At 56.4% G+C, this 22,786-nt stretch carries 25 protein-coding genes and 3 pseudogenes; 8 read left to right on the top strand and 20 right to left on the bottom strand.

The genetic code is table 11. The features are described from left to right. Nucleotides 1-42: 42 nt before the first annotated feature. The 14 genes from V6F91_RS18195 to V6F91_RS18260 form a co-directional block, all read right to left on the bottom strand. Entirely contained in the window at nucleotides 43-639 is a 597-nt protein-coding gene (locus V6F91_RS18195; RefSeq protein ID WP_261735288.1) for a FliH/SctL family protein, read from the bottom strand. Beyond that, nucleotides 636-1,289, bottom strand: coding sequence for a hypothetical protein (locus V6F91_RS18200; protein WP_332766789.1), 654 nt, complete (start codon nucleotides 1,287-1,289; stop codon nucleotides 636-638). Before V6F91_RS18200 ends, V6F91_RS18195 begins: the two co-directional genes overlap by 4 nt. Continuing rightward, nucleotides 1,286-2,113 (bottom strand): type III secretion system inner membrane ring lipoprotein SctJ, encoded by an 828-nt coding sequence (gene sctJ / locus V6F91_RS18205; protein WP_332766791.1) that lies wholly within the window; start codon nucleotides 2,111-2,113, stop codon nucleotides 1,286-1,288. The genes V6F91_RS18200 and sctJ overlap by 4 nt, the downstream gene beginning before the upstream one ends. 4 nt (nucleotides 2,114-2,117) lie before the next feature. Continuing rightward, the gene (locus V6F91_RS18210) at nucleotides 2,118-2,549 is read right to left on the bottom strand and encodes a hypothetical protein (protein ID WP_332766793.1); all 432 of its coding nucleotides are present in this window, start codon (nucleotides 2,547-2,549) and stop codon (nucleotides 2,118-2,120) included. A gap of 53 nt (nucleotides 2,550-2,602) precedes the next feature. Further along, nucleotides 2,603-2,815: a hypothetical protein gene (locus V6F91_RS18215; RefSeq protein WP_261735284.1), complete on the bottom strand. Its 213-nt coding sequence runs from the start codon at nucleotides 2,813-2,815 to the stop codon at nucleotides 2,603-2,605. 43 nt (nucleotides 2,816-2,858) lie between these two features. Continuing rightward, on the bottom strand, nucleotides 2,859-3,446 hold the full coding sequence (locus V6F91_RS18220; RefSeq protein WP_332766795.1) for a type III secretion protein: 588 nt from the start codon (nucleotides 3,444-3,446) through the stop codon (nucleotides 2,859-2,861). Continuing rightward, on the bottom strand, nucleotides 3,443-4,132 hold the full coding sequence (locus V6F91_RS18225; RefSeq protein ID WP_332766797.1) for a tetratricopeptide repeat protein: 690 nt from the start codon (nucleotides 4,130-4,132) through the stop codon (nucleotides 3,443-3,445). The genes V6F91_RS18220 and V6F91_RS18225 overlap by 4 nt, the downstream gene beginning before the upstream one ends. Nucleotides 4,133-4,301: 169 nt before the next feature. After that, nucleotides 4,302-4,685, bottom strand: coding sequence for a hypothetical protein (locus V6F91_RS18230; protein WP_332766799.1), 384 nt, complete (start codon nucleotides 4,683-4,685; stop codon nucleotides 4,302-4,304). 4 nt (nucleotides 4,686-4,689) lie between these two features. Next, nucleotides 4,690-6,039 (bottom strand): type II and III secretion system protein family protein, encoded by a 1,350-nt coding sequence (locus V6F91_RS18235; RefSeq protein WP_423815341.1) that lies wholly within the window; start codon nucleotides 6,037-6,039, stop codon nucleotides 4,690-4,692. Then, nucleotides 6,039-8,162, bottom strand: a complete 2,124-nt coding sequence (sctV, locus tag V6F91_RS18240) for a type III secretion system export apparatus subunit SctV (protein WP_332766803.1) — start codon at nucleotides 8,160-8,162, stop codon at nucleotides 6,039-6,041. The genes V6F91_RS18235 and sctV overlap by 1 nt, the downstream gene beginning before the upstream one ends. Beyond that, complete coding sequence (locus tag V6F91_RS18245; protein ID WP_332766805.1) at nucleotides 8,159-8,500, bottom strand: type III secretion protein; 342 nt, start codon at nucleotides 8,498-8,500, stop codon at nucleotides 8,159-8,161. Before V6F91_RS18245 ends, sctV begins: the two co-directional genes overlap by 4 nt. After that, nucleotides 8,500-8,898, bottom strand: a complete 399-nt coding sequence (locus V6F91_RS18250; protein WP_332766806.1) for a hypothetical protein — start codon at nucleotides 8,896-8,898, stop codon at nucleotides 8,500-8,502. Before V6F91_RS18250 ends, V6F91_RS18245 begins: the two co-directional genes overlap by 1 nt. A 43-nt stretch (nucleotides 8,899-8,941) precedes the next feature. After that, nucleotides 8,942-9,838 carry a SctD/MshK family protein gene (locus V6F91_RS18255; RefSeq protein WP_332766808.1) on the bottom strand — a complete coding sequence of 299 codons (897 nt, stop codon included), beginning with the start codon at nucleotides 9,836-9,838 and terminating at the stop codon, nucleotides 8,942-8,944. A 143-nt stretch (nucleotides 9,839-9,981) separates the two neighbouring features. Next, complete coding sequence (locus tag V6F91_RS18260) at nucleotides 9,982-10,149, bottom strand: hypothetical protein (RefSeq protein ID WP_261735275.1); 168 nt, start codon at nucleotides 10,147-10,149, stop codon at nucleotides 9,982-9,984. Between the two features lie 402 nt (nucleotides 10,150-10,551). On the opposite strand from V6F91_RS18260, the pseudogene V6F91_RS18265 reads away from it, so the two are divergent. Beyond that, nucleotides 10,552-10,846: pseudogene (locus V6F91_RS18265) on the top strand (IS5/IS1182 family transposase); the annotation flags it as partial. Nucleotides 10,847-10,884: 38 nt separating this feature from the next. Here the strand turns inward: V6F91_RS18265 and V6F91_RS18270 are convergent. The 5 genes and pseudogenes from V6F91_RS18270 to V6F91_RS18290 form a co-directional block, all read right to left on the bottom strand. Next, a pseudogene (locus V6F91_RS18270) lies at nucleotides 10,885-11,070 on the bottom strand (terminase small subunit); the annotation flags it as partial. 69 nt (nucleotides 11,071-11,139) lie between these two features. Beyond that, nucleotides 11,140-11,250 (bottom strand): annotated as a pseudogene (locus V6F91_RS18275) (phage holin family protein); the annotation flags it as partial. A 229-nt stretch (nucleotides 11,251-11,479) separates the two neighbouring features. After that, complete coding sequence (locus tag V6F91_RS18280; RefSeq protein ID WP_332766810.1) at nucleotides 11,480-12,001, bottom strand: hypothetical protein; 522 nt, start codon at nucleotides 11,999-12,001, stop codon at nucleotides 11,480-11,482. Next, complete coding sequence (locus V6F91_RS18285) at nucleotides 11,998-12,732, bottom strand: alpha/beta hydrolase (protein ID WP_332766812.1); 735 nt, start codon at nucleotides 12,730-12,732, stop codon at nucleotides 11,998-12,000. Before V6F91_RS18285 ends, V6F91_RS18280 begins: the two co-directional genes overlap by 4 nt. A 3-nt stretch (nucleotides 12,733-12,735) precedes the next feature. Beyond that, the gene (locus V6F91_RS18290) at nucleotides 12,736-13,233 is read right to left on the bottom strand and encodes a PAAR domain-containing protein (RefSeq protein ID WP_332766813.1); all 498 of its coding nucleotides are present in this window, start codon (nucleotides 13,231-13,233) and stop codon (nucleotides 12,736-12,738) included. Between the two features lie 720 nt (nucleotides 13,234-13,953). Here V6F91_RS18290 and V6F91_RS18295 point away from each other — a divergent pair. From V6F91_RS18295 to V6F91_RS18325, 7 genes are all read left to right on the top strand, one after another. Continuing rightward, nucleotides 13,954-14,694, top strand: a complete 741-nt coding sequence (locus V6F91_RS18295) for a response regulator (RefSeq protein WP_090283087.1) — start codon at nucleotides 13,954-13,956, stop codon at nucleotides 14,692-14,694. After that, nucleotides 14,691-16,004: an ATP-binding protein gene (locus tag V6F91_RS18300; RefSeq protein WP_332766815.1), complete on the top strand. Its 1,314-nt coding sequence runs from the start codon at nucleotides 14,691-14,693 to the stop codon at nucleotides 16,002-16,004. The genes V6F91_RS18295 and V6F91_RS18300 overlap by 4 nt, the downstream gene beginning before the upstream one ends. A gap of 284 nt (nucleotides 16,005-16,288) precedes the next feature. Further along, a complete protein-coding gene (locus tag V6F91_RS18305) occupies nucleotides 16,289-17,104 on the top strand; it encodes an alpha/beta hydrolase (protein WP_332766817.1) in 816 nt (271 codons plus the stop codon). Between the two features lie 218 nt (nucleotides 17,105-17,322). Continuing rightward, nucleotides 17,323-18,762 (top strand): ATPase domain-containing protein, encoded by a 1,440-nt coding sequence (locus V6F91_RS18310; RefSeq protein ID WP_332766820.1) that lies wholly within the window; start codon nucleotides 17,323-17,325, stop codon nucleotides 18,760-18,762. A gap of 23 nt (nucleotides 18,763-18,785) precedes the next feature. Continuing rightward, nucleotides 18,786-19,148, top strand: coding sequence for a response regulator (locus V6F91_RS18315; RefSeq protein ID WP_093101892.1), 363 nt, complete (start codon nucleotides 18,786-18,788; stop codon nucleotides 19,146-19,148). Between the two features lie 376 nt (nucleotides 19,149-19,524). Next, the gene (locus tag V6F91_RS18320; RefSeq protein WP_332766823.1) at nucleotides 19,525-20,283 is read left to right on the top strand and encodes an SDR family oxidoreductase; all 759 of its coding nucleotides are present in this window, start codon (nucleotides 19,525-19,527) and stop codon (nucleotides 20,281-20,283) included. A gap of 45 nt (nucleotides 20,284-20,328) precedes the next feature. Continuing rightward, nucleotides 20,329-21,786: an MFS transporter gene (locus tag V6F91_RS18325; RefSeq protein ID WP_332766825.1), complete on the top strand. Its 1,458-nt coding sequence runs from the start codon at nucleotides 20,329-20,331 to the stop codon at nucleotides 21,784-21,786. Between the two features lie 13 nt (nucleotides 21,787-21,799). Here the strand turns inward: V6F91_RS18325 and V6F91_RS18330 are convergent, their stop codons facing one another. Further along, nucleotides 21,800-22,648, bottom strand: coding sequence for a LysR family transcriptional regulator (locus tag V6F91_RS18330; RefSeq protein WP_332766827.1), 849 nt, complete (start codon nucleotides 22,646-22,648; stop codon nucleotides 21,800-21,802). Between the last annotated feature and the right edge of the window lie 138 nt (nucleotides 22,649-22,786).

Here is a 22,786-nt window from a genome sequence, read left to right on the forward strand (position 1 = left end):
CAATCGCTTCAAGTTTGACCTGATGGCTTGCTCGCATCCCGTTCACGGACACTCCTGCAAGTCATTCGCCGTCAGCGCGCGACGCAAATTGAGCAACTGCGTGTCCAGCCCCAAGTCCACTGACACCGTCGCGCTGGACAATACACATTGGCGCGACTGCAATTGCGGGTCGCCGCTGACCGCCAAACAAAGATCAGAGCGTATCGGGTTCAGTTTGAGCATGCGCTCGACGGGTTCCAATTGCGACGGAGCGACACGCAGTGTCAGCCTCTGCCCATCACGCCAGTCGATTAGCGCCTTTTGAGTCAGACGCCAGAGCAATTCGGTGTCCTCGAGATTGCCCACGCACTGCTCGGCAATCGTAAGCGCCAGCTCGCCGAGCTGAGCCTGCAGCCCATCGATGTAATGTTCGACTTGCCGATGGGTATCAAGCAGTAACTGCGCGGCTTCGATTGCTCCGGCTTCGCGCCCTTCGGCAAAACCTTTTGCATTGGCATCAGCGATCTGCTGAGCCGAATTGGCAAGCATTTGTGCTGCTTGTTCTCGGGCACGATCCAGAAAGTCATACCCATCCATCCAGGCAGACGCTTGTGAAGCGCTCAAAATGATCGTTTCTGGTTGCTTGGGTAATGAACTCATGTCGCCTCCGCCAAGTGATCACGAAGGGTCCGGCTGGCGAGGACGCGACGCATGATGCTCGGGCCCAACTCGCTTATCTCGAGTCTTGGCGCCGAACAGATGCGAGCCGGGCTGACCATCAGTTTCAACCATGCCATCACGGATTTCGGTTGCTCTGCCAACCAGGCCTGAACGCAGGCTCCACCTGCCTCGTCGACAGCTAGCTCAAGTGCATCCAGATCGGCAGGGACAGGTTCATTGCCAGCAAGGTCGTGATGCACCAGCGCCAAGGTTTGCAGATGCTCGCCGAATCGCTCCGACTGCGCACGGACAGCCGAAGCCCTGACCTCCTGAATGAAGGCTTCGGACCAGTAGATCGCACCGCACTCACGGGCCAGATCATCGAGATTCAGCAACGGCGCTTCGGCGCCGCCGACGTCTGAGGGCACAGACAATTCGAGGGGCAGACAAATATCAAACCGCCGCTCGAGCATACGTCTCAAGCGCTCATGGAACCGCGGTTCTCGAGCCATCAGATAAAAATCCTGCGACTCCAATCCACTGCCTTCAAAACACGCAGCCAGGTTTGCCGGATGGACGAAACTCACCGGCTGCTCGATAAAATCAGCCCAAGTGCGATCATGAAAGTTACGCGCAGTATCTGGGGTCATGGCGCCGTATCCAGGACAAACGCACGGGGCTGGCGATTTCGATGAAGTAGCCATGCCAATGCTGCCACCAACCCCACAACGGTCAGCAGTAAAGTGCCAAACAACAGGTAGGCCAGGCCAAGACTGCTTTCGAACATCAACATGCCGAGAAAGGAGCCAACCGGTGCACTGGAGTCGCTCGGCACACGCTTTTCAGCCCTGACAGGAATGACTGAAACACCCTCGTAGGAAAGGCCCGAGATGCCCTTGGCCACAAGTGTCTTGATTTGCGGGATTAACGAATTGATATCCAGCCCGGCTTCGTAGCGCACAAAAACTGAAGCCGACGCGGGTGCAATATTGCGCTTGAGCAGATCGTTGTCAGGCAGCACCACATGGACCCTTGCAGTCAGGACGCCGTCAATCTGCGAGACGGTATGCGCCAGCTCCTCGCTGAGGGCATAAATCATTTGCGCGCGTTCCTGAACTGCGGACGACACGAGGCCGTTGCTTTTGAAAACCTGGCCCAGGTTGGCGAACTCCGGGCGCGGCAACCCGATCTCATCGAGCGTGCTGACGGCCTGGGCGAAGCGATCTTCAGCGACGTTGACGGTCGAACGGCCATCTTTTTGCACCACCCGATTCGCTGCTATGCCTTTATGTAACAACGCGGCAACCATCGTGTTGGCCTCATGTTCGCTGAGATTGGTATAGAGCTCGACTTTGCAGGCCTGCAGCAAACCGCATATCAACGTGAGCAACAGCAGTCGTGCGATCGGGCGCGTGCAACCGGATTTGAGCAAAGGCCTTAACGGATTGCCGAACAACGTAGAGAGGAAGCTCATGCGGCTACTGGCCCTTCAACAACGTATTTGCCGCGCCGGATACCTGGGTGGCACCGCGCACGACCAATTGGGTTTCGATTGAGTGATCGAACATCAGGCTCAAGGATTTGATCGTCATCTCCAGTGAGGCACTTGAAGCAGGTCCGGACGAGACGTTGCCGCCGGCGGGCGATATGCTGCTCAAGCTCTGGGGTTTGCTGGGTTGTGAAGGCGACGACAAGGTGCCGGCACGATCAGCAAATTGCTGCACACGACTCAGAAAACCGTCAAGGTTTTGCATGACGTCCACGCCCACCTGGGCAGGACTTGCACCATGAGTGACTCCCTGAGAAATCTGCGCCATGTGCTCGAAAAGGTTCTGCGACGCCTGAGCGGTTAACGCTTCGGTCGTGACCGTTGGCGCGACAGGTAATCCGGCTGAAAGGCTGGGGATCATGCTGTTGTCCTTTTTAAGTGAATGACGCAAAAAACTCAGGAAGTCCCTCGCCGTTACTCGTCCGACATGGCTTCGTTCAACATTTCATTGGCCCTCGGCATGATGATCATCTGCCCTGCGACGGTAACGGCCCCACTGATTAACTGGTCGGTGAACTCGGCGTCACTGAGCCCGGAAGCGCCGTCGAGGGCAGCGTCGAACTGTTGTTCATCACGGCCAGCAGGCGACTCATTGATGGCGCTCGGATCAATTGCATTGATGGACATATGCGTACTCCAGGTGTGTTTGCCCGCAGGCGGTGGTTGATGCTCAGGAGCGGGTGCCAGTAACCCTTACGGTTTCACTGCCCCCGCGAAACACTCTGACCCCTTGCTCGGTGACTGCAGGCAAAGGTCGTAAAGATGCTAAAAGCTGTTCAACCAGCGTCCGGTAACCAGGCGGGCCGGAAACGGTAACCACGTTTTGCTGCGGGTTGAGTTGCACAGAGATGCGTTGCCCGACGATCTTCAATCCATCCAGCAGGCGTTCAATGCTGCGGCGATCAAGCGCGTGGGTATCAAAGCTCTGACTGCCCATGTCCTGTTCGGAGTCGATGTAAAGCGCGTGGCTGTCGTAGTACCAGGTCAAGCCATTGGCAGTGGTAACCCGTGCAAGAAATTCTCGGGCGTTGTCTTCAACGACGCGGCCACGAACCCGGCCTTTCACGGTCCCCGAAAGCACAACGGGGATATCGAGATTGCGTCCAAACTCGTTGAGCACACCGCGCACATCCTGATCAATGACCAGGTATGGATAGGGCGCGACTTGCCAGTCATCGACTGAAGCAATCGCCCACTGCGTAACCAGCAGCAGCGATGCGCAGACCAGCGTGGAACGCGGTGATTGAAGAGGCCTCATTCGCCCTCCCCCGGAGTAACCAGGCCGATAGCCACAGCGCGCCTTTGCGAGGTTTGGAGCGCTTTGATGGCACGTGCCTGGGCAATGAGTTCACGCCGTTTGAAGACAGGCATGTCTCCCAGGCTGACGGCGGCACCCCGCGCATTTCCGGCGAGGATCAGGATCAGTGCCTGACGCCGCAGGTGCTTTGCGCCGGCCTCCGGCGCAGCAACGACACGCGCGATCTGATCCAGCGCGGCTTTCAACTGGCCAGTCAGGCCCAACGCCAGTGCCAGGTTGCTGCGCAATTCCAGGTTGTCAGGCTCCAGCGCCAACGCGGCAGTAAATGCATCTACGGCTACCTCGGATCGCCCCGCCATGGCCGCTGCACCGCCCCAGCGGTTATATGCAACCACGCTACGCAGTTCGTGAGCAGCCATGGCCAATGTGCCTTCAGCTCGCTTGAAGTCACCGGCATACAATTGCACAGTGCCCAGACCGAGCAACGCAGGTTTGGAGTCGGGCTGATGCACCAACACCGACTGAAACGCGGACTCGGCGCCTTTAAGGTCACCGGTAGTCAGGCGCACGCGCCCCAATTCGAGCATCGTCGCCGGTGCCTCATCGGACAGCACCGCAGCACGTTCGAACAACGCGCCTGCCGAAACCGCATCACCCTGCCGCTCAACTTCTCTGGCCAGATGCATGACTCTTTGCTGTTCGAGCGATGCCGTGGATGTATGGGTGCAGGCACTGATTGAGAGGCAGACAAATACGATGCCTAGATGCCGGCGCAGGATGTTTCGCGATGCGGTTTGCGTGGGCCGCGTCAAAGAGATCGATCCAGTCTCCGTGCGACGTCCCTGCGGCATCTGTTTATTGCGCAATGTGCAGTTCATCCGCTGATGCCTCCCGATTACTTGAGGAGGACAACGGGCGCGCCTCATCTCCTTGTATGTAGCGCTCGGCCGCGCGTGCGACCGGCGCAGACAACGTTGGGCCAATGTCTTGCCCCCTGTGCAAATCCGATGCGCTTTCAACCATGCGTTGCAAGTTCAGATTGTTGGCGCAACCTTGCGGCAGGATCTGTTCAGTGCCCTGCACAGCCAATCCCAGACAGGCTTTGGGTAGATTTGCCAACGCAGAATCATCACCCGCACCGGGCAAGTAGTCAGGGGAATAAAACGGCGTTTCCAGGTGGGTCGAGCATCCCGACAGGACCAGACTCGCCAGGAGCAATAACCTTGCTTGACGCGGCATTTGATCAGTCCACATAGAAGCCGAACTCCTCACCACCATGATGGCGGTAGTCGGGAAAATCCCCAGCCGGATTGGTGGTTCGAGGATCCAATGGGGTTGCCAGATGTCTAGCCGATACGGGTTCGACTAAATAGGGAGTGATCAGAATGACCAGCTCGGTTTCGTTACGCTGAAAACGCTTGGACTTGAAGAGATTGCCTAATACCGGGATGTCACCCAGCAGCGGCAGTTGATTCAGGCTGCTGGAATTGCTGCGCTGGAAAAGTCCGGCGATGGCAAATGTTTGCCCGCTACCGACTTCGACACGGGTATCTGCACGGCGCACCAGAAATGTTGGCAAAGAAAAACCGGAAACGTTGACCGTACTGTTGGTCACCAGGCTGCTGACCTCGGGTCGCACCTGCAGCGCAATCCGCTTGTTCGGCAATAACGTCGGCGTGAACTGCAGCGACACCCCGAATTGTTTGTACTCGACACCGACCAAATCATTGCTGACGGGTACTGGCACTGGAATTTCCCCACCGGCCAGAAAATTCGCAGTCTGGCCACTGACGGCCGTGATGTTCGGCTCGGCGAGAATCTCCAGCAATCCGTTGCTCTGCAATACATCGAGCAGAACATCAATATTCGCGCTGTTTGAATGCAGGCCCGCCGATATCAGGTTGGCGCCCGGGACACTTCCGGCGGAGATCAAACCAAAAGAAAACGAGCCGTTGTTGAATAAAGCGCTCCAGTTGACGCCGTACTGTAATAACTTGTCGCGCGACACCTCGGCAAAACGCACACGCAGGTTGATCTGTGCAGAACCGGCGTAGGTACTGGTATTTAGCGCGGGAATACCCGGTTGCGCACTGCTGCGAAGTAAAGATGCAAGCTCAACAGCGGTCTCTACATTGCCGGTTTCGCCACTCGCCAGCAATTGCTTGCCAACGGGTTTGATGTTGGGGTGCGCCCCTGCATGACCGAACGAAACCGCTTGCTGGGCTGCCGGTATGACACGCAGGCGCACAGAAAACTCAGTGGCTTGATCGGCGTCCAGGGCAATCAGATTGGTTTCGCCACTGACCTTGCCATAGACATAGGCTACGCCCGGCGACACCACACGAATATCCGCGACCCCTACGTCAGCCACGAGCAACGACTCTACGGGTTGTTCGAAACGCAGAATGCGTCCCTGGCTCTCCACCACCTCGAGAATTTCATGGCTGGCCGGATCAACGGATGTCGCCCCTTGGGCCGGCCAACAACTTGCCAAAAACAGAACTGCCGTGCCCCACTGCAAGACCCGCAAGGCACGCGTATCAATGCCACGACTTGCGGGGGTAGTGCCAGGTTGGCCGAAGGCGAAAGTCATCATGGCATCACTTCCGTGAGAGAGGGCTGCGCCGGGATTGGTGCTTGCGCACGCCCATTGGGCAGATTGAGTGACAGCGCCGATTGGAGGCTGAAATCGAGGGTCAGATCCTGGTAAGCGAGGACCGGCACATCCAGTTCATTTCTCATCAGCAGTTGGCGCAAGTAGCGGCGTAAATCGGCCGAAGACATGACCACCAGTGACAGGTCGTCCGAACAGATTTCAAACTGTTTGCGCAGCGGGTCCACCACAGCCTCAACCAACCATTGAGGCAAACTTTCAGTGCGCCCGGAATCGGTTCGCCGCAGTGCATGCCTGATGGCATCTTCCAGAGGTGGGGACACGACACAGGCGCATATCACGTGCTGATCGTCGGCATATTGATGGCAGATTTGCGGTGCAATGGCAGAGCGCACGTGCTCGCTTAAAACATGCAGTTCCAGATCACGAGCGCCATGCTCTACAAACACTTCCAACAAGGCCCGCAAGTTAACCAGAGGCAAGCCTTCATCAAGCAACCGCCGAAGGATCTCTGCCAGCTTCTGCAATGTGGTGACGCGCAAAGTTTCCTTGACCAGTTCCGGATACTCGGCCTCCATTCGGGTCAGCAGTTGACGTGCCTCCTGAATGCCTAGAAAGGCACTCGCGTGGCGACTGAGCGTCTGTTGCAGGTGCGCGGCCAGCACCTGATCAAGGGAACTGATTACTACCCTTGCTTCTTCGAGCTTAGTGCGATGCTGCTCGTCGACCCATAGCGTTTCCTGGCGCACTAGTGGCATGCCGCGAACCGTTTCAAGACCCAGCAACTCCAGATGCACTGGGTCGTCATGCACCAGTAAATAGCCGACAGGCAAACGGCCACGAGTGACCGGAACCGCCTCCAGATCAATGGCGAAGTGTTCGGCAGCCAACTGGCGATCGACTCGAATACCAACACTGGGTAACTCGATGCCGAATGTAGATGCCAATGCGTTTCGCGTTTTTTCCAGTAACGGAATCATTTCGCCAGGACTCAGATGAGCAGCGATGTCATCGCTGATTCGCAGGAGTACACGCGCACTGTCCTGAGGCCACTGCGCTACCTGTGACAGAGGGTCTGGCTCGGTGCAAAGGTTTTCCGGTGTCTGCGTCTGGCGCGCAGTCTCACTGCGACGGTTGATTAGCCACGCTGAACCGCCAAGAAGCATCGCAATGAAAATGAACACTGGGGCGGGGAAACCCGGTATGAAAGAAATGGCGAGCAGAACACCGGCCGTCAGTGCCAACGCCTGGGCGTTAGAACTGAGTTGACCAATTATTTCAGTGCCGAGATCTCGTTCTTCGTTCGACGCTACACGCGTCACGACGATGCCCGCGGCCAGCGCAATCAGCAGTGCCGGTATCTGGGCGATCAGACCATCGCCCACTGACAGAAGTGAATAGGTATGCACTGCATCCGCAAATGCCATGTCCCGCCGTACCATGCCAATCATCAACCCGCCGAATAGGTTGACGAAGAGGATGACCAGGCTGGCAATCGCATCACCTTTGACGAATTTCATCGCCCCATCCATCGCACCGTATAACTGACTCTCGCGCTCCAGGCGTGAGCGACGCATCCGCGCTTGCGCAGGATCGAGATCGCCGTTGCGCATGTCGTTGTCGATACTCATCTGTTTGCCTGGCATTGCATCGAGTGAGAAACGCGCGGCCACCTCGGCCACCCGCTCCGCACCCTTGGTGATGACCAGAAACTGCGCCACTGTGATGATCAGGAACACCACCAGGCCAATGACTACTTCACCGGCAATGACGAACTCGCCGAATGCCTGCACGATTTGACCGGCGTCGCCATCCAGCAAAATCAAGCGGGTGGTGGTGATCGACAAGGACAGACGGAACAGCGTGCTCAGTAGAATGATCGGCGGCAAAGCCGAGAAATCCACAGAGTGAGACACATAAAACGCGACCACCAGAATCAGCAAACTGAATGCGATGTTTATCCCGATTAATGCATCCACCAGCAATGTCGGCAATGGAATGATCATCATCACAACGGCCAACAGCATAAAAGCTGCAATCACCACATCGCCGCGACGTGCAGCGCAGTGAGCCAATCGATTCAGGGCCGGGAGGATCATCATGAACGCGCCTTTCCTTGCAGAGCCAGACAGTCACCAAAAACTTGTCGCGCCTGGTCCCTTTGGCCGAGATTCCACAAAATTCGGCTTTTGAGCAGCAGCAAAGGCGGCGTCAGACCTTGTAGAACTGCCAGGTGCTCAATCGCCTTGAGTGCCCGAGAACCGTCTCCATTCATGTCAAACAAGCGAGCAAGAGTCAGCAATATCTCGACGTTTTGCGGAGCTATCTGATTGGCCATCAACCCGTAAACCAGCGCGTGCTGATGCTGACCACTGCGCGCATAACGTCGAGCATGCATATGCAGCCACTTGACCGAGTCGAGATCCATCTGCGTCATCATTAATCGAGATCCGCGACGTAATTGATGTGGTCCATTTCCATCAACTTCGCGCTACCGGCCACTTGCAGTTGCTCAAGTTCGGTTTGCAGCAATGACAGCGCTGACGTCCGGGCATCAGGCGTCAGTCGCGACACATGCGTGTTGATCAAATGCTGCAGAATTTCAGTGGAACGTTGACGACTGAACGAAACCGCCTCTCCGTTCACCAATGAGCACAATTGCCCAAGCGACTGCTGCCGGTGGACTGCTGACGGGGCACCGCTGTCAGTTTTGGTATTGGCTTTCTCCGCTGCGGGTTTAACGGTCGACGGGACAGCCCTCTTCAATGAGACGCCGAACACAGACTCGGCAAGGGACGAATCGGACTTCAGTTGTCTATTCAGTAAATCGACTTTCATAGACAGCCCAATGCAGGAGTTAGAAGGAGGCGCCCGGAGTCATTCATAGGGTGAACACATACTCAGTGGCGTTACGTTTCAGAACCAATTGGGTCTTCTCGATGCGCAATAGAATCCATCCATCGCTCATCGCAGCCCCTGGGTACAGGCGTTCACCGTGCTCGCCAATCACATACGGGGCTACTCCCTGCCAGACCGCTTGAACTTTCACTCGCGGTGCTGCTGGTTCAATCTGGATCGTTACTGCGTTTTCAAGAACATGAGTAGTTCCGTAAGTACGATCAAACCATTGCAATGCCTGTTCCCAGCGAGTTCGTTGTTCACTTGTCAGTGCGCCACTGACACGTAAATACGTGCCCTGCCCCTCAATATGCAGAGGCGTCAATTGGAGCTCAGCCAGTTTGGCTCGCAATGTATTCAATGCCGGCGGCAACTTCACATTGTTAGTGCCATTTTCGACACTTCGCTGAACACCAGCAGGTGCGACCTCAATAGTATCCGCCTCGACGAACAACCCACGCAGACTCAGACTCAGTGCCAGCACTACTCCAATCAACATCAGGCCGACCCGATACTTTTTAAGTGCAACAGAAAAACTATCGAGCGTAGAAACTGCCGAGGCTGACGCACGAGCTGTCATCCTCAGAGAAACACCATTTACAGTTAATTTTAATGGCAACAAACTACGAAGCCCGGTTCCCTCGGGAACATGAATATCATCGACAGTAATACCGCCCGCATATGCCTCCACCATGACATAAGGAAACTGGAGACCTATATTTAAATGATGCGACTCAAGCCGTGGATCCCGCAGAACAATGTCACAGGTCAGTTCCGAACCAAGGCTCAGATTCGCCTTGTCAAATACAACGGTGACGCCTGCGTGCAAGCCTGAGAGGATTTCCAACTGCGCCTTTATTATTTTTTTAGTCGAGATCACAGCGAGACCATCTCAATGATTAATTAATCATCAGAAAACCAACACACTACAAACTGTCAATCAAAAAGATCCAGTTCAATCAAACAAGAAACACCATTTTCATTAAACGGCGGGGCTGCGCATGCGCACAGCCCCGCCGCCAATCAGTTCTGTGGACGCTGTTTAGCAGCATCGAGATCAGATTTTTTCTCTGTAGTGATTTCAGTTACTTTGGCAGACTTTTCTATAGCCTGATCAAACGCAGCAGTCATTTTGTCGAGAGCCGCATCCGAACTACTATTGCCAACGTTACCAACGGGTGCTGAACACATGATTGTAATCTCCATTATTTATTATTAGCGCATACCAAAAGTTAAAAACCCACTAAGGTGCGCAATAACAACTTCCCACACGAGATCCTACCAAGTCAAGAGTCACAACAACAAAAAACAACAAATTATCACCCCGCAAATATACACACCCACACTGCAGCCTTTAGATACACCTAAATACAATAATGACAAACGTAAAAAACAAAAAATCTTGAACAGACGTATATACGGATTTTTTTATTAGTAATAAAACATATCTAACACTTCGCATATAGTAGTTACTCATGCGCGCACTGAATGTAGGAAAATTCCCAGCGAGGTGTAGGACTTTTCCGAGCGATCAATTCTTCATTCTGAAATAAAAGAAACCTGTGCACCGCATCGAAAATTTGACACCAGAATGTCAGCGATACAAACCTCGTGCGCGTAGTCTGTCTTTTCGACGAACTCGGCTTGGTCAATCTTGTTTTGGCGGTGCCATCCAAGCCGATACTGGCCGATGCTTACAACTTTGCAAGCTTGCTAAGAATCTACACCTATGGATATCTCAACCTTATTCAGTCGAGCTGACATTTGTAGCGAGAAGCCCAGCTAAATGTCGAACTGATTTGGTTGACCGAGCGCCTGATTTCTAACTTCAAGATCAACTTCCGAAAAACACAGCAAAGCCATCCGAGGCATCTGCCGTCAGTTCGTTTGATCTAAGCTATCTCTCCACTTCACATCGGCTACAAAGGGCGGCCGCGCAGCCATGTTAGTCGGCTCAGATTGGGCTACGACGTGACTGTACACATCACGCTGAAGCCGATCCTGTTGGTGGCGAGCAGCGACGGCAGCCTTGCTCGGGTCAGCGGTATCGCGGATCAACGCTTCAGTAGCCAGCACGTCGACCTGCTTGCCATTGGGAGATAGGACCAACCTGCAAACCCGTGTAGGGGGCGGCCCTTGGGGAGGACCCGTAAAATCGGAGCGCCGCCCGGCCTGCCCAGCTCATGCCTTCGGTTCGGCCTCATTCAGGTCCAGCCGCTTGGCCACCCAGCGTTCGTACAACCCGATGGCGACATCCGCACCCGCCATTGCAGTTAGGCAACCCAACCCTCCCTCGTGTAACCAAGGAGACGGCGATGTCGAAATCAGGCGGTAGCAAAAGTGGTTCAGCACCAGCAAGTGAATCGGGTGGCTCGAAAGCGCCGCCGGTAGCAAATCTGCCAAGCAAAACAGGGAAGCCCTCGGGAGACGGCCGCGGTAACGCACCGCCTGAAGGCAAGTAAATTCTTGCGATGGGGTTGGCTGCTCTCATAATTCCTTGCTTCGGTGCTATCTAAAAAAGCTAAGGATTTTTGAATATCTGCTCTCGCATTTTCGTGGCTGGAATGATCAATGACTTCGTGTAATAGGTTTTATAGCCATACGCGGTAATGCGTACCTTGCAGGGTATGAGAGCTTTATTGACTAGAAGCGGCCGGACGGCTTCGTAATCATTCAGATCGAGTTGCGTCCCATCGGGTCTTGTATTGTAAAAAACAAGTTCTGACGTGAAAGTGTAATTTGGCCTGGTTTGGCTGATCGCATTCACCAGACCTTCAGCCTTTATATCTATTGAATGCTCGGACGAAAAATCCATATCGCCGTCTAACGAACAGGTCAGCGTTGGCGTGAGCTGATTAGAGTTTTCGAAATCATTGAATGCGTTAACCAAATCTACTGTTGAAGTGAATTTCACAGTAAAAAGATTATTCGGCCCTAATTCAAAAGACGACAAAGTGAGGTCTGCGGGAGGGATGTTGGCTGTTTTTACACAGCCAGCGCAGAGAAGTAATGTCAGGTAAACGAAGCCGCGATATAGATTCATTGGCCGAAAAAACCATTAATGGAATCAAAAATCAGATCGAGTGCTGATTTTGTTTCCTGAACAGGTTGAATGAACATCCAGTCTGCGGAGGCGTGGTGGATGTCGATGGTTTTGTTCATGGTCGGACCGGACTTTATATTCCAGCGTTCGCCGAAATCGGCGACGCTGTCAGAAGAGTCGGGTTTGCTTGAGCTGGCTCGAATGTTAATCCAGGACTCTGCGACAGGTTGCGGCTCTGACATGTAGATATCCGAGCCCAGCCATACCCAAAAACCTTCGCCGACAGGGTCGAGTGTCACCAGAAATTTAATGGTGTAACCCGCTTCAGATAAAATTTTTGAAAGATGTGCTCCGTTCCACCCCCCCAAACTATGACCCACGATATATACCGGGCTTGATTTGCCGGGTATTTTATCGATGAAGTTGGTCTTGATGTCGCCGGAGCCTTTGGCGTCGTTGTAACCTCTGGCCCAGCTTGTGTATTTGGGCTTCAGTTTTGCGTTCGGGCTTATTCTGTTGTCGAGCAGATTTTTTGCGGCATCAATGTTGTGATAGGCGCCTTGAAAGTAATACTTTTCCTGGTCTGCGGCGCCACCGATAAAGAAGACGATGGCTTTCTTTTCCGGAACTGGTACAGCTTTTACGGTTGAGTCATTTGCAGCGGTCAATGTTTTCGTTGCTGCCAGGCTTGCCGTGTTGCCGTTTGGAAGAACAATTTGCTCTGCGGCCATTAATTAGTCTTCCAGAAAGATTTTGATGGTTTCTGCCAAGTGCGAACTCACCATATGGGTGAAGCCCATCGAGTCGCTAACGCCATGTTCCAGGCTTCCATCCTCACGTTGGATGGCATAACCGTGATTAGGCATTGGCTCGCCAGTCGTGCCGTCGACCAGTTTGATCTTGTCGCTGAAGTGCACCGGCATTGGCAGTAAGCCGCTGAAGGGCGCTGAAACAACGGTGTCGCCGATGATGACGGTGCCGGAACCGCCAATGACAATGTTGCCATGGCCCCCGGTGCTGTCTATTGTCGCGGCGTTCAGGCCGTTGATAAATACAGTCGAACTGACGCCCCCGGTAATCGGGCTACCACAGGCGGATTTGTCGGTCATGCGAGCAGCAGCGAGGCCGTCGAAGAATACGTTCGGCGAGCCGCTGGCAATAGTATTGGTGCCGTGTCCTGGAAGTGGGCAACTGGTGGGATCTGAGACGCGAGCAGCTGGTTTTCCACTCATGGGAGGTTCCGTTTCGAAATGTCAGTGGCGGGCTCGTGATTGTCACGCGAGCATGGGGACGCAATTTGCGTTAGACGATTGGCGTTTTTACGAGCAGCACCTCGACGTAGCCGACGCCCATGCAGGGATGGCTTACAGTTCTGAAATGCGGGGGCGTATATGAGAAGTGCCGGCGCGGAAGCGCTTCCGTACGTGGGGCAGGCATAGAAGTAAATCGTCCTTGAAAAATCGCGGTGAAGGATGCCCGAGGTGAAGATTTCGTTCAACGAGATTTTTCGAGTGCTCTTGCACTTTTGGTCTCATTTCCGAAACTTTCCATTGCGGTCTATTTTGTACCGACGAAGCCCCGATTTTTCAGGGCCTTGTTGTTTCTGGCATACGCAGTTTGCCCCGCAGTGTCTGGATCGTTCCACCTCTTTTCGGTCATTTCCGCCCCCTCTTCCTCACTTCAAATGAAAATTCCGCACCCACCAATCCGCCAACTCGTATTCACCATGCGGCCGCACCCGATCGTGCTCAAACAAGAAACCGCCCCCGCCCCTAAAAAACTGGACTGCCATCAGCGTTTAAAGGCGTAATACGCCCGCTGTAAATCCGCGACTTCCCTTGTTGCCGTTGGCGCCTCGCCGCATTTCTGCAGCTCGCGTACGGGCCCCTTCCAACGGGCAATCGGGCATCGCCAGCCTGCGCAATCGTTGCGCTCATTGTGGAGAGCAGGGAATGGAACATGTCGATCATGTATTGATCGTGGATGATGATCGCGAGATCAGGGAACTGGTTGGCAACTACCTCAACAAGAACGGCCTGCGCACCACCGTGGTTGCGGACGGCCGTCAGATGCGGGCGTTTCTGGAAACCAACAAGGTGGATTTGATCGTACTCGACATCATGATGCCGGGGGACGATGGACTGTTGCTGTGCCGTGAACTTCGCGTCGGCAAGCACAAGGCAACGCCGGTGCTGATGTTGACCGCGCGCAGCGACGAGACCGACCGCATCATTGGTCTGGAAATGGGCGCCGACGATTACCTGGCCAAACCTTTCGCTGCCCGCGAACTGCTCGCCCGTATCAATGCCGTTCTGCGCCGTACGCGCATGCTGCCGCCCAACTTTGTGGTCAGTGAAAGTGGCCGAAAGCTCAAATTCGGGCGTTGGCGCCTCGACACCACCGCTCGCCATCTGCTCGATGAGGATGACACGCTGGTCTCGCTGAGCGGCGCCGAGTACAGGCTGCTGCGGGTTTTTCTCGATCATCCGCAGCGGGTACTGAGCCGTGACCAACTGCTCAACCTGACCCAGGGCCGCGACGCGGACATGTTCGACCGTTCGATCGATTTGCTGGTTAGCCGCGTGCGTCAGCGTTTGCTCGATGACGCGCGCGAACCGCTCTACTTGAAGACCGTGCGCAATGAAGGGTACGTCTTTACCTATGCGGTCGAAGTGCTCGAGGAGCAAGCATGAAACTCGCCTTGCAATGGCCTCAAACGCTGGCGTCGCGGCTGTGGCTGGTGTTCCTCGTCGGCCTGATACTCGCCCAGTCCCTGATGTTCGCCGCCCAGTATTACGAACGCTACGAAAGCACCAAGACGGCGATGCTGGGCAATTTCGAACACGACACCGCGACCTCCATCGCCATCCTCGACCGTCTGCCTGCGGCTGAGCGTCCGGCGTGGACCAAGCGCCTGCAGCGGCGCAACTACGACTATTTGCTGCGCGAGCATGATGCCGGAAGTCCGCTGACCTCGAATGATCTGGCCGGGACTGCGGCGCAGTCACTGCAAGTCGCCCTGGGCCGCGACTATACGCTGAGCTTTGTCGAAATCCCCGGCCCACGCCCGCATTTTCAGGCGCAGCTGCGATTGTCCGACGGTAGTCCGGTCACCATCGACGTGCGCCCTTCTGTCAGGCCGTTGTCGCCCTGGTTGCCTTTCGCCCTGTTCGCTCAGTTGGTGTTGATGATCGGCTGCACCTGGTTTGCCGTGCGGATCGCGATACGCCCGCTCAGCCGTCTGGCCGAGGCGGTGGAGAATCTTGATCCGAACGCACATCCGATGCATCTGGATGAAAGCGGCCCGCGCGAGGTGGCCTATGCCGCCCGCGCCTTCAACAGCATGCAGGCGCGGATCGCCGCTTACCTCAAAGAGCGCATGCAACTGCTGGCGGCCATTTCCCACGACCTGCAGACACCCATCACGCGCATGAAGCTGCGCGCCGAGTTCATGGAAGATTCGGCAGAGAAAGACAAACTGGGCAACGACCTCAACGAAATCGAGCATCTGGTGCGCGAGGGTATCGCCTATGCTCGCAGTGTTCATGGCGCGACCGAGGCCAGTTGCCGGGTCAGTCTGGACGCCTTTCTCGACAGTCTGGTTTGTGACTATCAGGACACCGGTCGAGAGGTCAGCCTGAGCGGCAAGAACGGCGCGGTTATCGAAACCAGACCGCATGCCCTGCGCCGTATTCTGGTGAATCTGGTGGACAATGCGCTGAAGTACGCTGGCACCGCCGAAGTGCAAGTCAGTACAAACGCAGGCAGCGGCGTTTCGATCAGTGTGCTGGATCGGGGGCAAGGCATTCCCGAAGAGGTTCTGGCAGACGTGGTCAAGCCGTTCTATCGGGTGGAAAACTCACGCAGCCGCAGCACAGGCGGCACCGGCCTTGGCCTGGCCATCGCTCAGCAGTTGGCTATCGCAATTGGTGGTTCACTGACGTTGCGCAACCGCGACGGTGGCGGGCTCTGCGTCACCCTCGACATCGGCGTCCATCCCTAGCCCGCGCGGGCTGCACATCAACGACGTCCGCTATCGGCCGGATACAGTGGCACGCATTTGTAAGCCACTGTATCCAGCGCCTTTACATACTCAAAACAACGCATAACTGCCGGTTAGCGAACATAGCCGGTACACATGCCCCTGCAAGAATTCTCCCCATCGACTCGCCACCGCATCCCCGAATGGCGAGCCCTGACACTGCATTTTTAAGCGGCAGTCACTCCGATTGCCAGAAAACCATGTTGTTCTCCAGCCGTCTCCAACCAATGAAAAAAGGAATGATCATGCGCAATATCAAATCGCTTTTGGCTGTCACCATCACCGCGGCATTGGCACTGACCTCTTTGCACAGCACGGCGGCCGTTGAACCCGGCGCCGCCAAGCCCACCGTCGTGCTGGTACATGGTGCATTCGCCGAATCGTCCAGCTGGAATGGGGTTGCCGCTCAGTTGCTGAAACAGGGATATCCCGTCATTGCCGCAGCCAACCCATTGCGTGGCGTCAAGCAGGACTCGGATTATGTTGCCGATATTGTCGAGCATACGGCCGGTCCGGTAGTCCTCGTTGGCCATTCGTACGGTGGCTCGGTGATCACCAACGCCGTTCACGACAATCCGAAGGTCAAAGCGCTTGTTTATGTCGCAGCCTTTGCCCCGGACAAAGGCGAAACCGCCATCGAGCTGTCCGGTCGCTATCCGGGAGGCACCCTGGGTCCGACCCTCGCCGCCCCGGTGCTGCTGAAGGACGGCAATAAGGATCTCTACATCCAGCAGGACAAATTCGGTCAGCAGTTTGCCGCCGATGTACCCGCCGCCGAGTCGGCACTGATGGCCGCTACACAGCGGCCTATCAGCGAGGCTGCGTTGAAGGAAGCGTCTGGCGAACCAGCCTGGAAAAAACTACCGTCGTGGTTCATCTACGGCTCGGCGGACAAGAACATTCCCGAGGCGGCGCTGAAGTTCATGGCCGATCGCGCGGGCTCGAAAAAGACCGTGACCGTCCAGGGTGCATCCCATGTGGTGATGACGTCCAACCCGCAGAAAGTCACCGCGCTGATCATTGAAGCAGCCCAGGCCAGCGCCAGCGGATCATCGCACTAAACGATACAGCCGCCCGAAAGCGGGGCTTGCTCAAAAGGCTGTGGCTTCGACAAGAAACAGATCCGGCGCAACGCGTCGGGTCTGTTCCTGTTTGAACGAGCAGCGGAACTTCCTGCGCTACTTTTTTGCCTCAACCGCAATGGTCTCCGGATGGAAATGGCGTTAGCATTTCATTCATCTGGCTTAAGAAGCCTGTTTTTTCAGATCAGGGTCGCATTGTGGAAAAGCTAAAACGCCTTCAGAGCGGAATCGAAGGGCTCGACGCGCTGCTTCAGGGAGGCCTGGTCGCGGGTGCTTCATACATCATTCAAGGGCGTCCGGGCTCGGGCAAAACCATCCTCGCCAATCAGCTGGGGTTCCATCATGCCCGCAACGGCGGTCGCGTTCTGGTCGCCACGTTGCTGGCCGAGTCGCATGACCGGCTGTTCCAGTTTCTGTCGACGATGAGTTTTTTCGACGCTTCTCGAGTGGGTGCAGAAATACAATTCGTCAGCGCATTCGATACGCTGGAGAACGAAGGTCTCGACCAGGTCGTGAAACTGCTCAGGCGCGAAATCAGCCGGCAGAAAGCCACGGTCATGGTGGTCGACGGTTTGCTCAATGCACGCTCCAAAGCCGACTCACCCATCGACACGAAAAAATTCATTTCCGAGCTGCAAGGCCACGCGGCGTTCGCCGGTTGCACCGTGCTGTTTCTCACCAGCTCGCGCCTTGACGACGGCAGCCCCGAACACACGATGGTCGACGGCGTCATCGAAATGGGCGAAGAGCTTTTCGGCACCCGCTCGGTACGCCGCATTCACTTGCGCAAGACCCGCGGCAGCGGCGCGTTGACCGGTTTGCACGAGTGTGAAATCACCGATGACGGCCTCGTCGTCTATCCACGCCTTGAAACTCTATACAAACGCCCTTCCGCCCCGGACAGCGCCGACATGACGCGCATTCCCAGCGGCATCGCGTCACTGGATCAGATCCTCGGCGGCGGACTGTATAGCTCCAGCGTGTCGCTGGTCATGGGGCCTTCAGGGATCGGAAAAACCACCCTGGGTCTGAAGTTTCTGGCGCAGTCGACGCCCGAAGCGCCGGGCCTGCATTTCGGTTTCTATGAAAGCCCGCAGCGGCTGCGCCTGAAAGGCCAATCGCTCGGCATCAATATTGAAGAAATGGAACACAGCGGTGCGCTGAGCATTGCCTGGCAACCGACCACCGAGGGTTTGCTGGATGGCCTCGGCGCGCGACTGCTGAGCATCGTCGATGAAAAGGGCATCAAGCGCTTGTTCATCGATAGTCTGAGCGGCATGACCAGGGTTTCCACCACCCCGGAACGCATCACCGACTTCTACAGTGCGCTGATGAACGAGCTGCGATCCAGGGGCGTTACGGTGTTCGCCTCGTGGGAGATGCGCGATTTGTTCGGTTCCGAGGTGAGCTCACCGAACTCTGACCTGTCCAGTATTGTCGACAACCTGGTCCTCATGCGTTTCTTTGAGCATCACGCTGAACTTCGCAGGACGCTTTCCATTCTTAAGGTACGCGATAGCTCCTATAACCCATCGCGGTTCGAGGTGGTTATCCGTGATCAAGATGTGTTCCTGGAAAAGGCTTTGAGAAATGAACCTTCAGCCTCAGCTGAGTCATTGCCTGGTTCAATATCGTAAGTCTTCGAGCGGGTTGAAATAACATGACCACCATCCTGGTAGTCGATGATGAGTATCTGATTGCTGACATCCTTGGCTTTGCCCTTGAGGATGAAGGCTTCATGACGGTGACCGCGAGCAATGGCAAGAAAGCGCTCGACGTGCTGGAGCGAGAACGGCCAGCGCTGGTCATCACTGATTTCATGATGCCGGTCATGGACGGCCTCGAATTCGCCGAAGCCGTGCGGGCGCAGCCCTCGGTCAAACATTTGCCGATCATTCTGATGAGTGGCGCGCAGGCGCATATCGGCATGGAGCGATCGGATCTGTTTGATGTGGTGGTTGCCAAGCCTTTTGACATTGCCGAGATTGTGGCGCAGGTCAAGAAGCTGTTGGCGACGGACTAGACGAGCGCGGATGGCGTGCGGCGGCGCGATTTCGGCCAGCGCTCATTGGTCGAAAGCCGCCAATCCAGTCCTGCAAAAAAGCCCGCAAAGCGGGCTTTTTCATGCGCGCCGCAAAAGCGCTGGTTACTTGTTCCTCAACAGTACTTACGCCTCACCGCCCTTGCGGTCATGCGGAAGAATAAAGTTGCTGTCCCGATCCGCACCTTAGACGGCACACGATCAGCGACCTGCGTTTGTGAGTAAACCTGCGTGGCACCCGCCCCACAAATCTGAACAACCAACGTGCATTTCTGGCAGTCCCGCCCGCCCCTGACTCCTCTCACAATGGCCGCCACTGTGGTTACACGCATCCACACCCAGGACCGAGGAGTCAGCTATGTCAGGTAAATTCGCCAATCAGGTTGCAGTCGTTACCGGCGCTTCCACCGGGATCGGCTTTGCGATTGCGCAGGGGTTGATTGCAGAGGGTGCGAAACGGGTTTACATCACTGGCCGTTCTGCAGCCACGCTGGAGGCGGCGGTCGCCAGGCTCGGCGATAAGGCCGTTGCGGTCATTTCCGATGTCGCGCGGCAGACTGATCTGGACACGCTGAAAGCGACGATTGAAGCCCACGATAATCAGTTGGACGCTGTGTTTGCCAACGCGGGTATTTGTGAAAAGAACCCGCTTGGCGAAACCACCGAAGCGGCTTACTTCAAGCTGTTCGACATTAATGTGAAGGGTGTCTTCTTTACGGTTCAGACGTTACTGCCGTTGATGAAAAATGGCGCGTCGATCGTATTGACGGCTTCTATCTGTTCCAGCAACGGCATGGAAGGACTGAGCCTTTACAACGCTTCCAAGGCTGCGGTGCGCTCCTTCGCCCGGACCTGGGCCAACGAACTCAAAGGTCGCAAAATCCGCGCAAATGTCGTGAGCCCTGGATTCACTCGCACGCCACTGATGGATAACGGTTTGAAGATGAGTGAAAGCGACATTGCCGCACTGCGCCAGCATGTCGAGCAGATCACGCCGCTGGGGTATATGGCCCAGCCGGAAGAAATCGCCTCGTCGGCGCTGTTCCTGGCCTCGGCCGATGCGAAATATGTCAACGGCGTGGAACTGATGGTCGACGGCGGCCTGTCGCAGATCTGAACACGCCTTTCCATAAATCCGAGCGGTTTCACACAGGAGATTCCTATGCCTGCGAAAAAGGTATCGGCGCCGGAGCCGCGGCGCTGGTTGATGTTCGCCATCCTGTTGGTCGGTGCGTTTTTGCCGCCTCTGGATTTTTTCATCGTTAATGTGGCGCTGCCGTCGATTCAGCAATCGCTGGGCACCGCCTCCTCCGCCGAACAGTTGATCATCTCCTCGTACGCGGCGTTGTATGCGGTGACGCTGATTACCGGCGGACGCCTGGGTGACCTCTACGGCCGCATGAGGATGTTCTTCGTCGGCCTGGTGGGATTTGCAGTCGCCTCACTGATCTGCGGCTTCGCCGAGTCGCCGTGGATGTTGATCGCCGGGCGTTCGCTGCAAGGCGTGACGGCAGCGGTCATGGCGCCCCAGGCGCTCGCTTCGGTGCAGGCCATATTTCCGGAGTCGGAGAAGCCGTTGGCGCTGAGCCTGTATGGCGCGGTCTTTGGCTTGGCGTCGGTCATCGGCCAGGCTTTGGGCGGGATATTGATATCGCTCAACCTGATGGGCCTGGGCTGGCGGGCGATATTTCTGGTCAATTTGCCGATTGCGTTGCTGGTGATCCTGATCGCTATTCCAGTGGTCAGGGAAACCCGTGCGCGACAGACCACCCGGCTGGATCTGGGCGGAACGGCACTTTCTGTGCTGACACTTGGGGCGCTGATCGTGCCGCTGATCGAAGGACGTGAAGCAGGCTGGCCGTTGTGGGCCTGGCTATCCCTTGCAGCGGTGCCGCTGCTGGCCTGGTGGTTCTGGCGCTACGAAGCCCGGCTACGCCAGTCAGGCGGCGCACCGTTGCTTGATCCTGCGGCATTACGTGCGCCTGGCCTTGGGCGGGCGTTGCTCGTCGCGCTGAGCTTCTACTCAATCGGCGTGTTTTTCCTGCTGTTTTCCATTTACCTACAGGGCGCCCTGCGCACGAGTCCACTCGACGCGGGTCTGGTGTTCCTGCCTTTCGGCGCCGGATTTTTGCTGGGACCGCTCTCGACCAAGCAGTTCGGGCGTGTTCTGGGCGCTTATGTGAATCCCGTCGGAATGGCACTGGAAGTGCTGGGGCTTGTGCTGCTGGCCGGGCTGGTGACGCAGACGCCGATGCTGGCCAGCCCCGCTGCGCTGCCACTTGCCGTGAGTCTCTTCTTGATCGGTTTCGGCCAAGGGCTGGCCCTGCCAACATTGATGCGCATGATCACCGGGCGTGTGGCGCCCGCGTACTCGGGCATGATTGCGGGCATCACCAGTTCCACCCTGCAAATCAGCACATCCCTGAGCGTGGCGATCATCGGCGGGATTTTTTACACCCTGCTGGGAACGGATACGGCCGCGGCTGCCATCACCCACGCCTTCACCGTCTCGCTAATGTGCATGGCGGCCTGCCTGACAGTCGGTACGGGACTGAGCATTACCCTGGCGCGCCAGCCGGCTGGCGGATTGCAGACCGCAGCGATGCAGCCGACTGAATGAGTCAGCGGGCTGCTTATGAGCCGATCATGCTGGCAGCAAGGTCGGCAAGGGCGCGCAAGCTGTCCATCTGGCGCATGTCCTGGTGATAACCCATCCATATATCGCGACCCGGTGGCGGCGCATGCGGATCAATCAGGCGCAGCGCCGCTGACCGGTCGCCCAAGGCGCGCGGCAGTACGGCAACGCCCTGCCCTTGCGCGCACATTTGCGCCTGGACGGTGCGGCTGCTGCTGGTGAACACGGTACGGGCCAGCGGGTAACGCTGCTGCAGCCAATGCACATCCGGGTAATGAGACTGAGCGACGCTCATGGTGATCAAGCCAAGCCCCTCGCCCTCGGGTTTTGGCTCAGGAGCATCGACGGCCGCGTACAACCCGTAGCTCAGGGTCGTCAGCTTGCGGTGAACGATATCCGGTTCGGTGAACGGCACGATTCGAAACGCGATGTCGGCGTCGCGACGCGCAAGATCGAACAATCGATGCCCGGCGATGACCTCGGGCACGATCAATGGATAACGTTGAACCACCTCACGCAGGACCGGGGCCAACACATAGCAGGCGAACCAGTCAGCGCAAGAGATGCGCAACACACCTTCAGGCTGGGCGCTTTCCCCGGCGAGGCGCCTTTCGATGGCCAAGGCACTTTGCTCCATGTCCTGCGCCAGGCTGAGCACTTTCTCGCCGCTGTCGGTCAGCACCAGTCCTTGGGCGGTGCGAAGGAAAATCGGCTGGCCGCTGGACTGCTCAAGCACCTGCAGGCGCCGCCCCACCGTCGGATGACTGACCCCCAGCAGTTTGGCCGCAGCACCCAATGAGCCGGTGCGGGCAACCGCGAGAAACACCCGCATATCACTCCAGTCCATGCTTTACCCCGTACAAAGTTGAACAGTGAGAGTGCTGCAATGGCAGTGCCGTAGCAATCCCGCGCGCTCCATACGTGTTCGCAAGAATGTCTGTCGACGCATCATGAGGACGGTGGACATGAACACAGGTGTTACTTC

Origin of the sequence: Pseudomonas koreensis, from assembly GCF_036668835.1 — a bacterium.
Lineage (GTDB): Bacteria > Pseudomonadota > Gammaproteobacteria > Pseudomonadales > Pseudomonadaceae > Aquipseudomonas > Aquipseudomonas koreensis_I.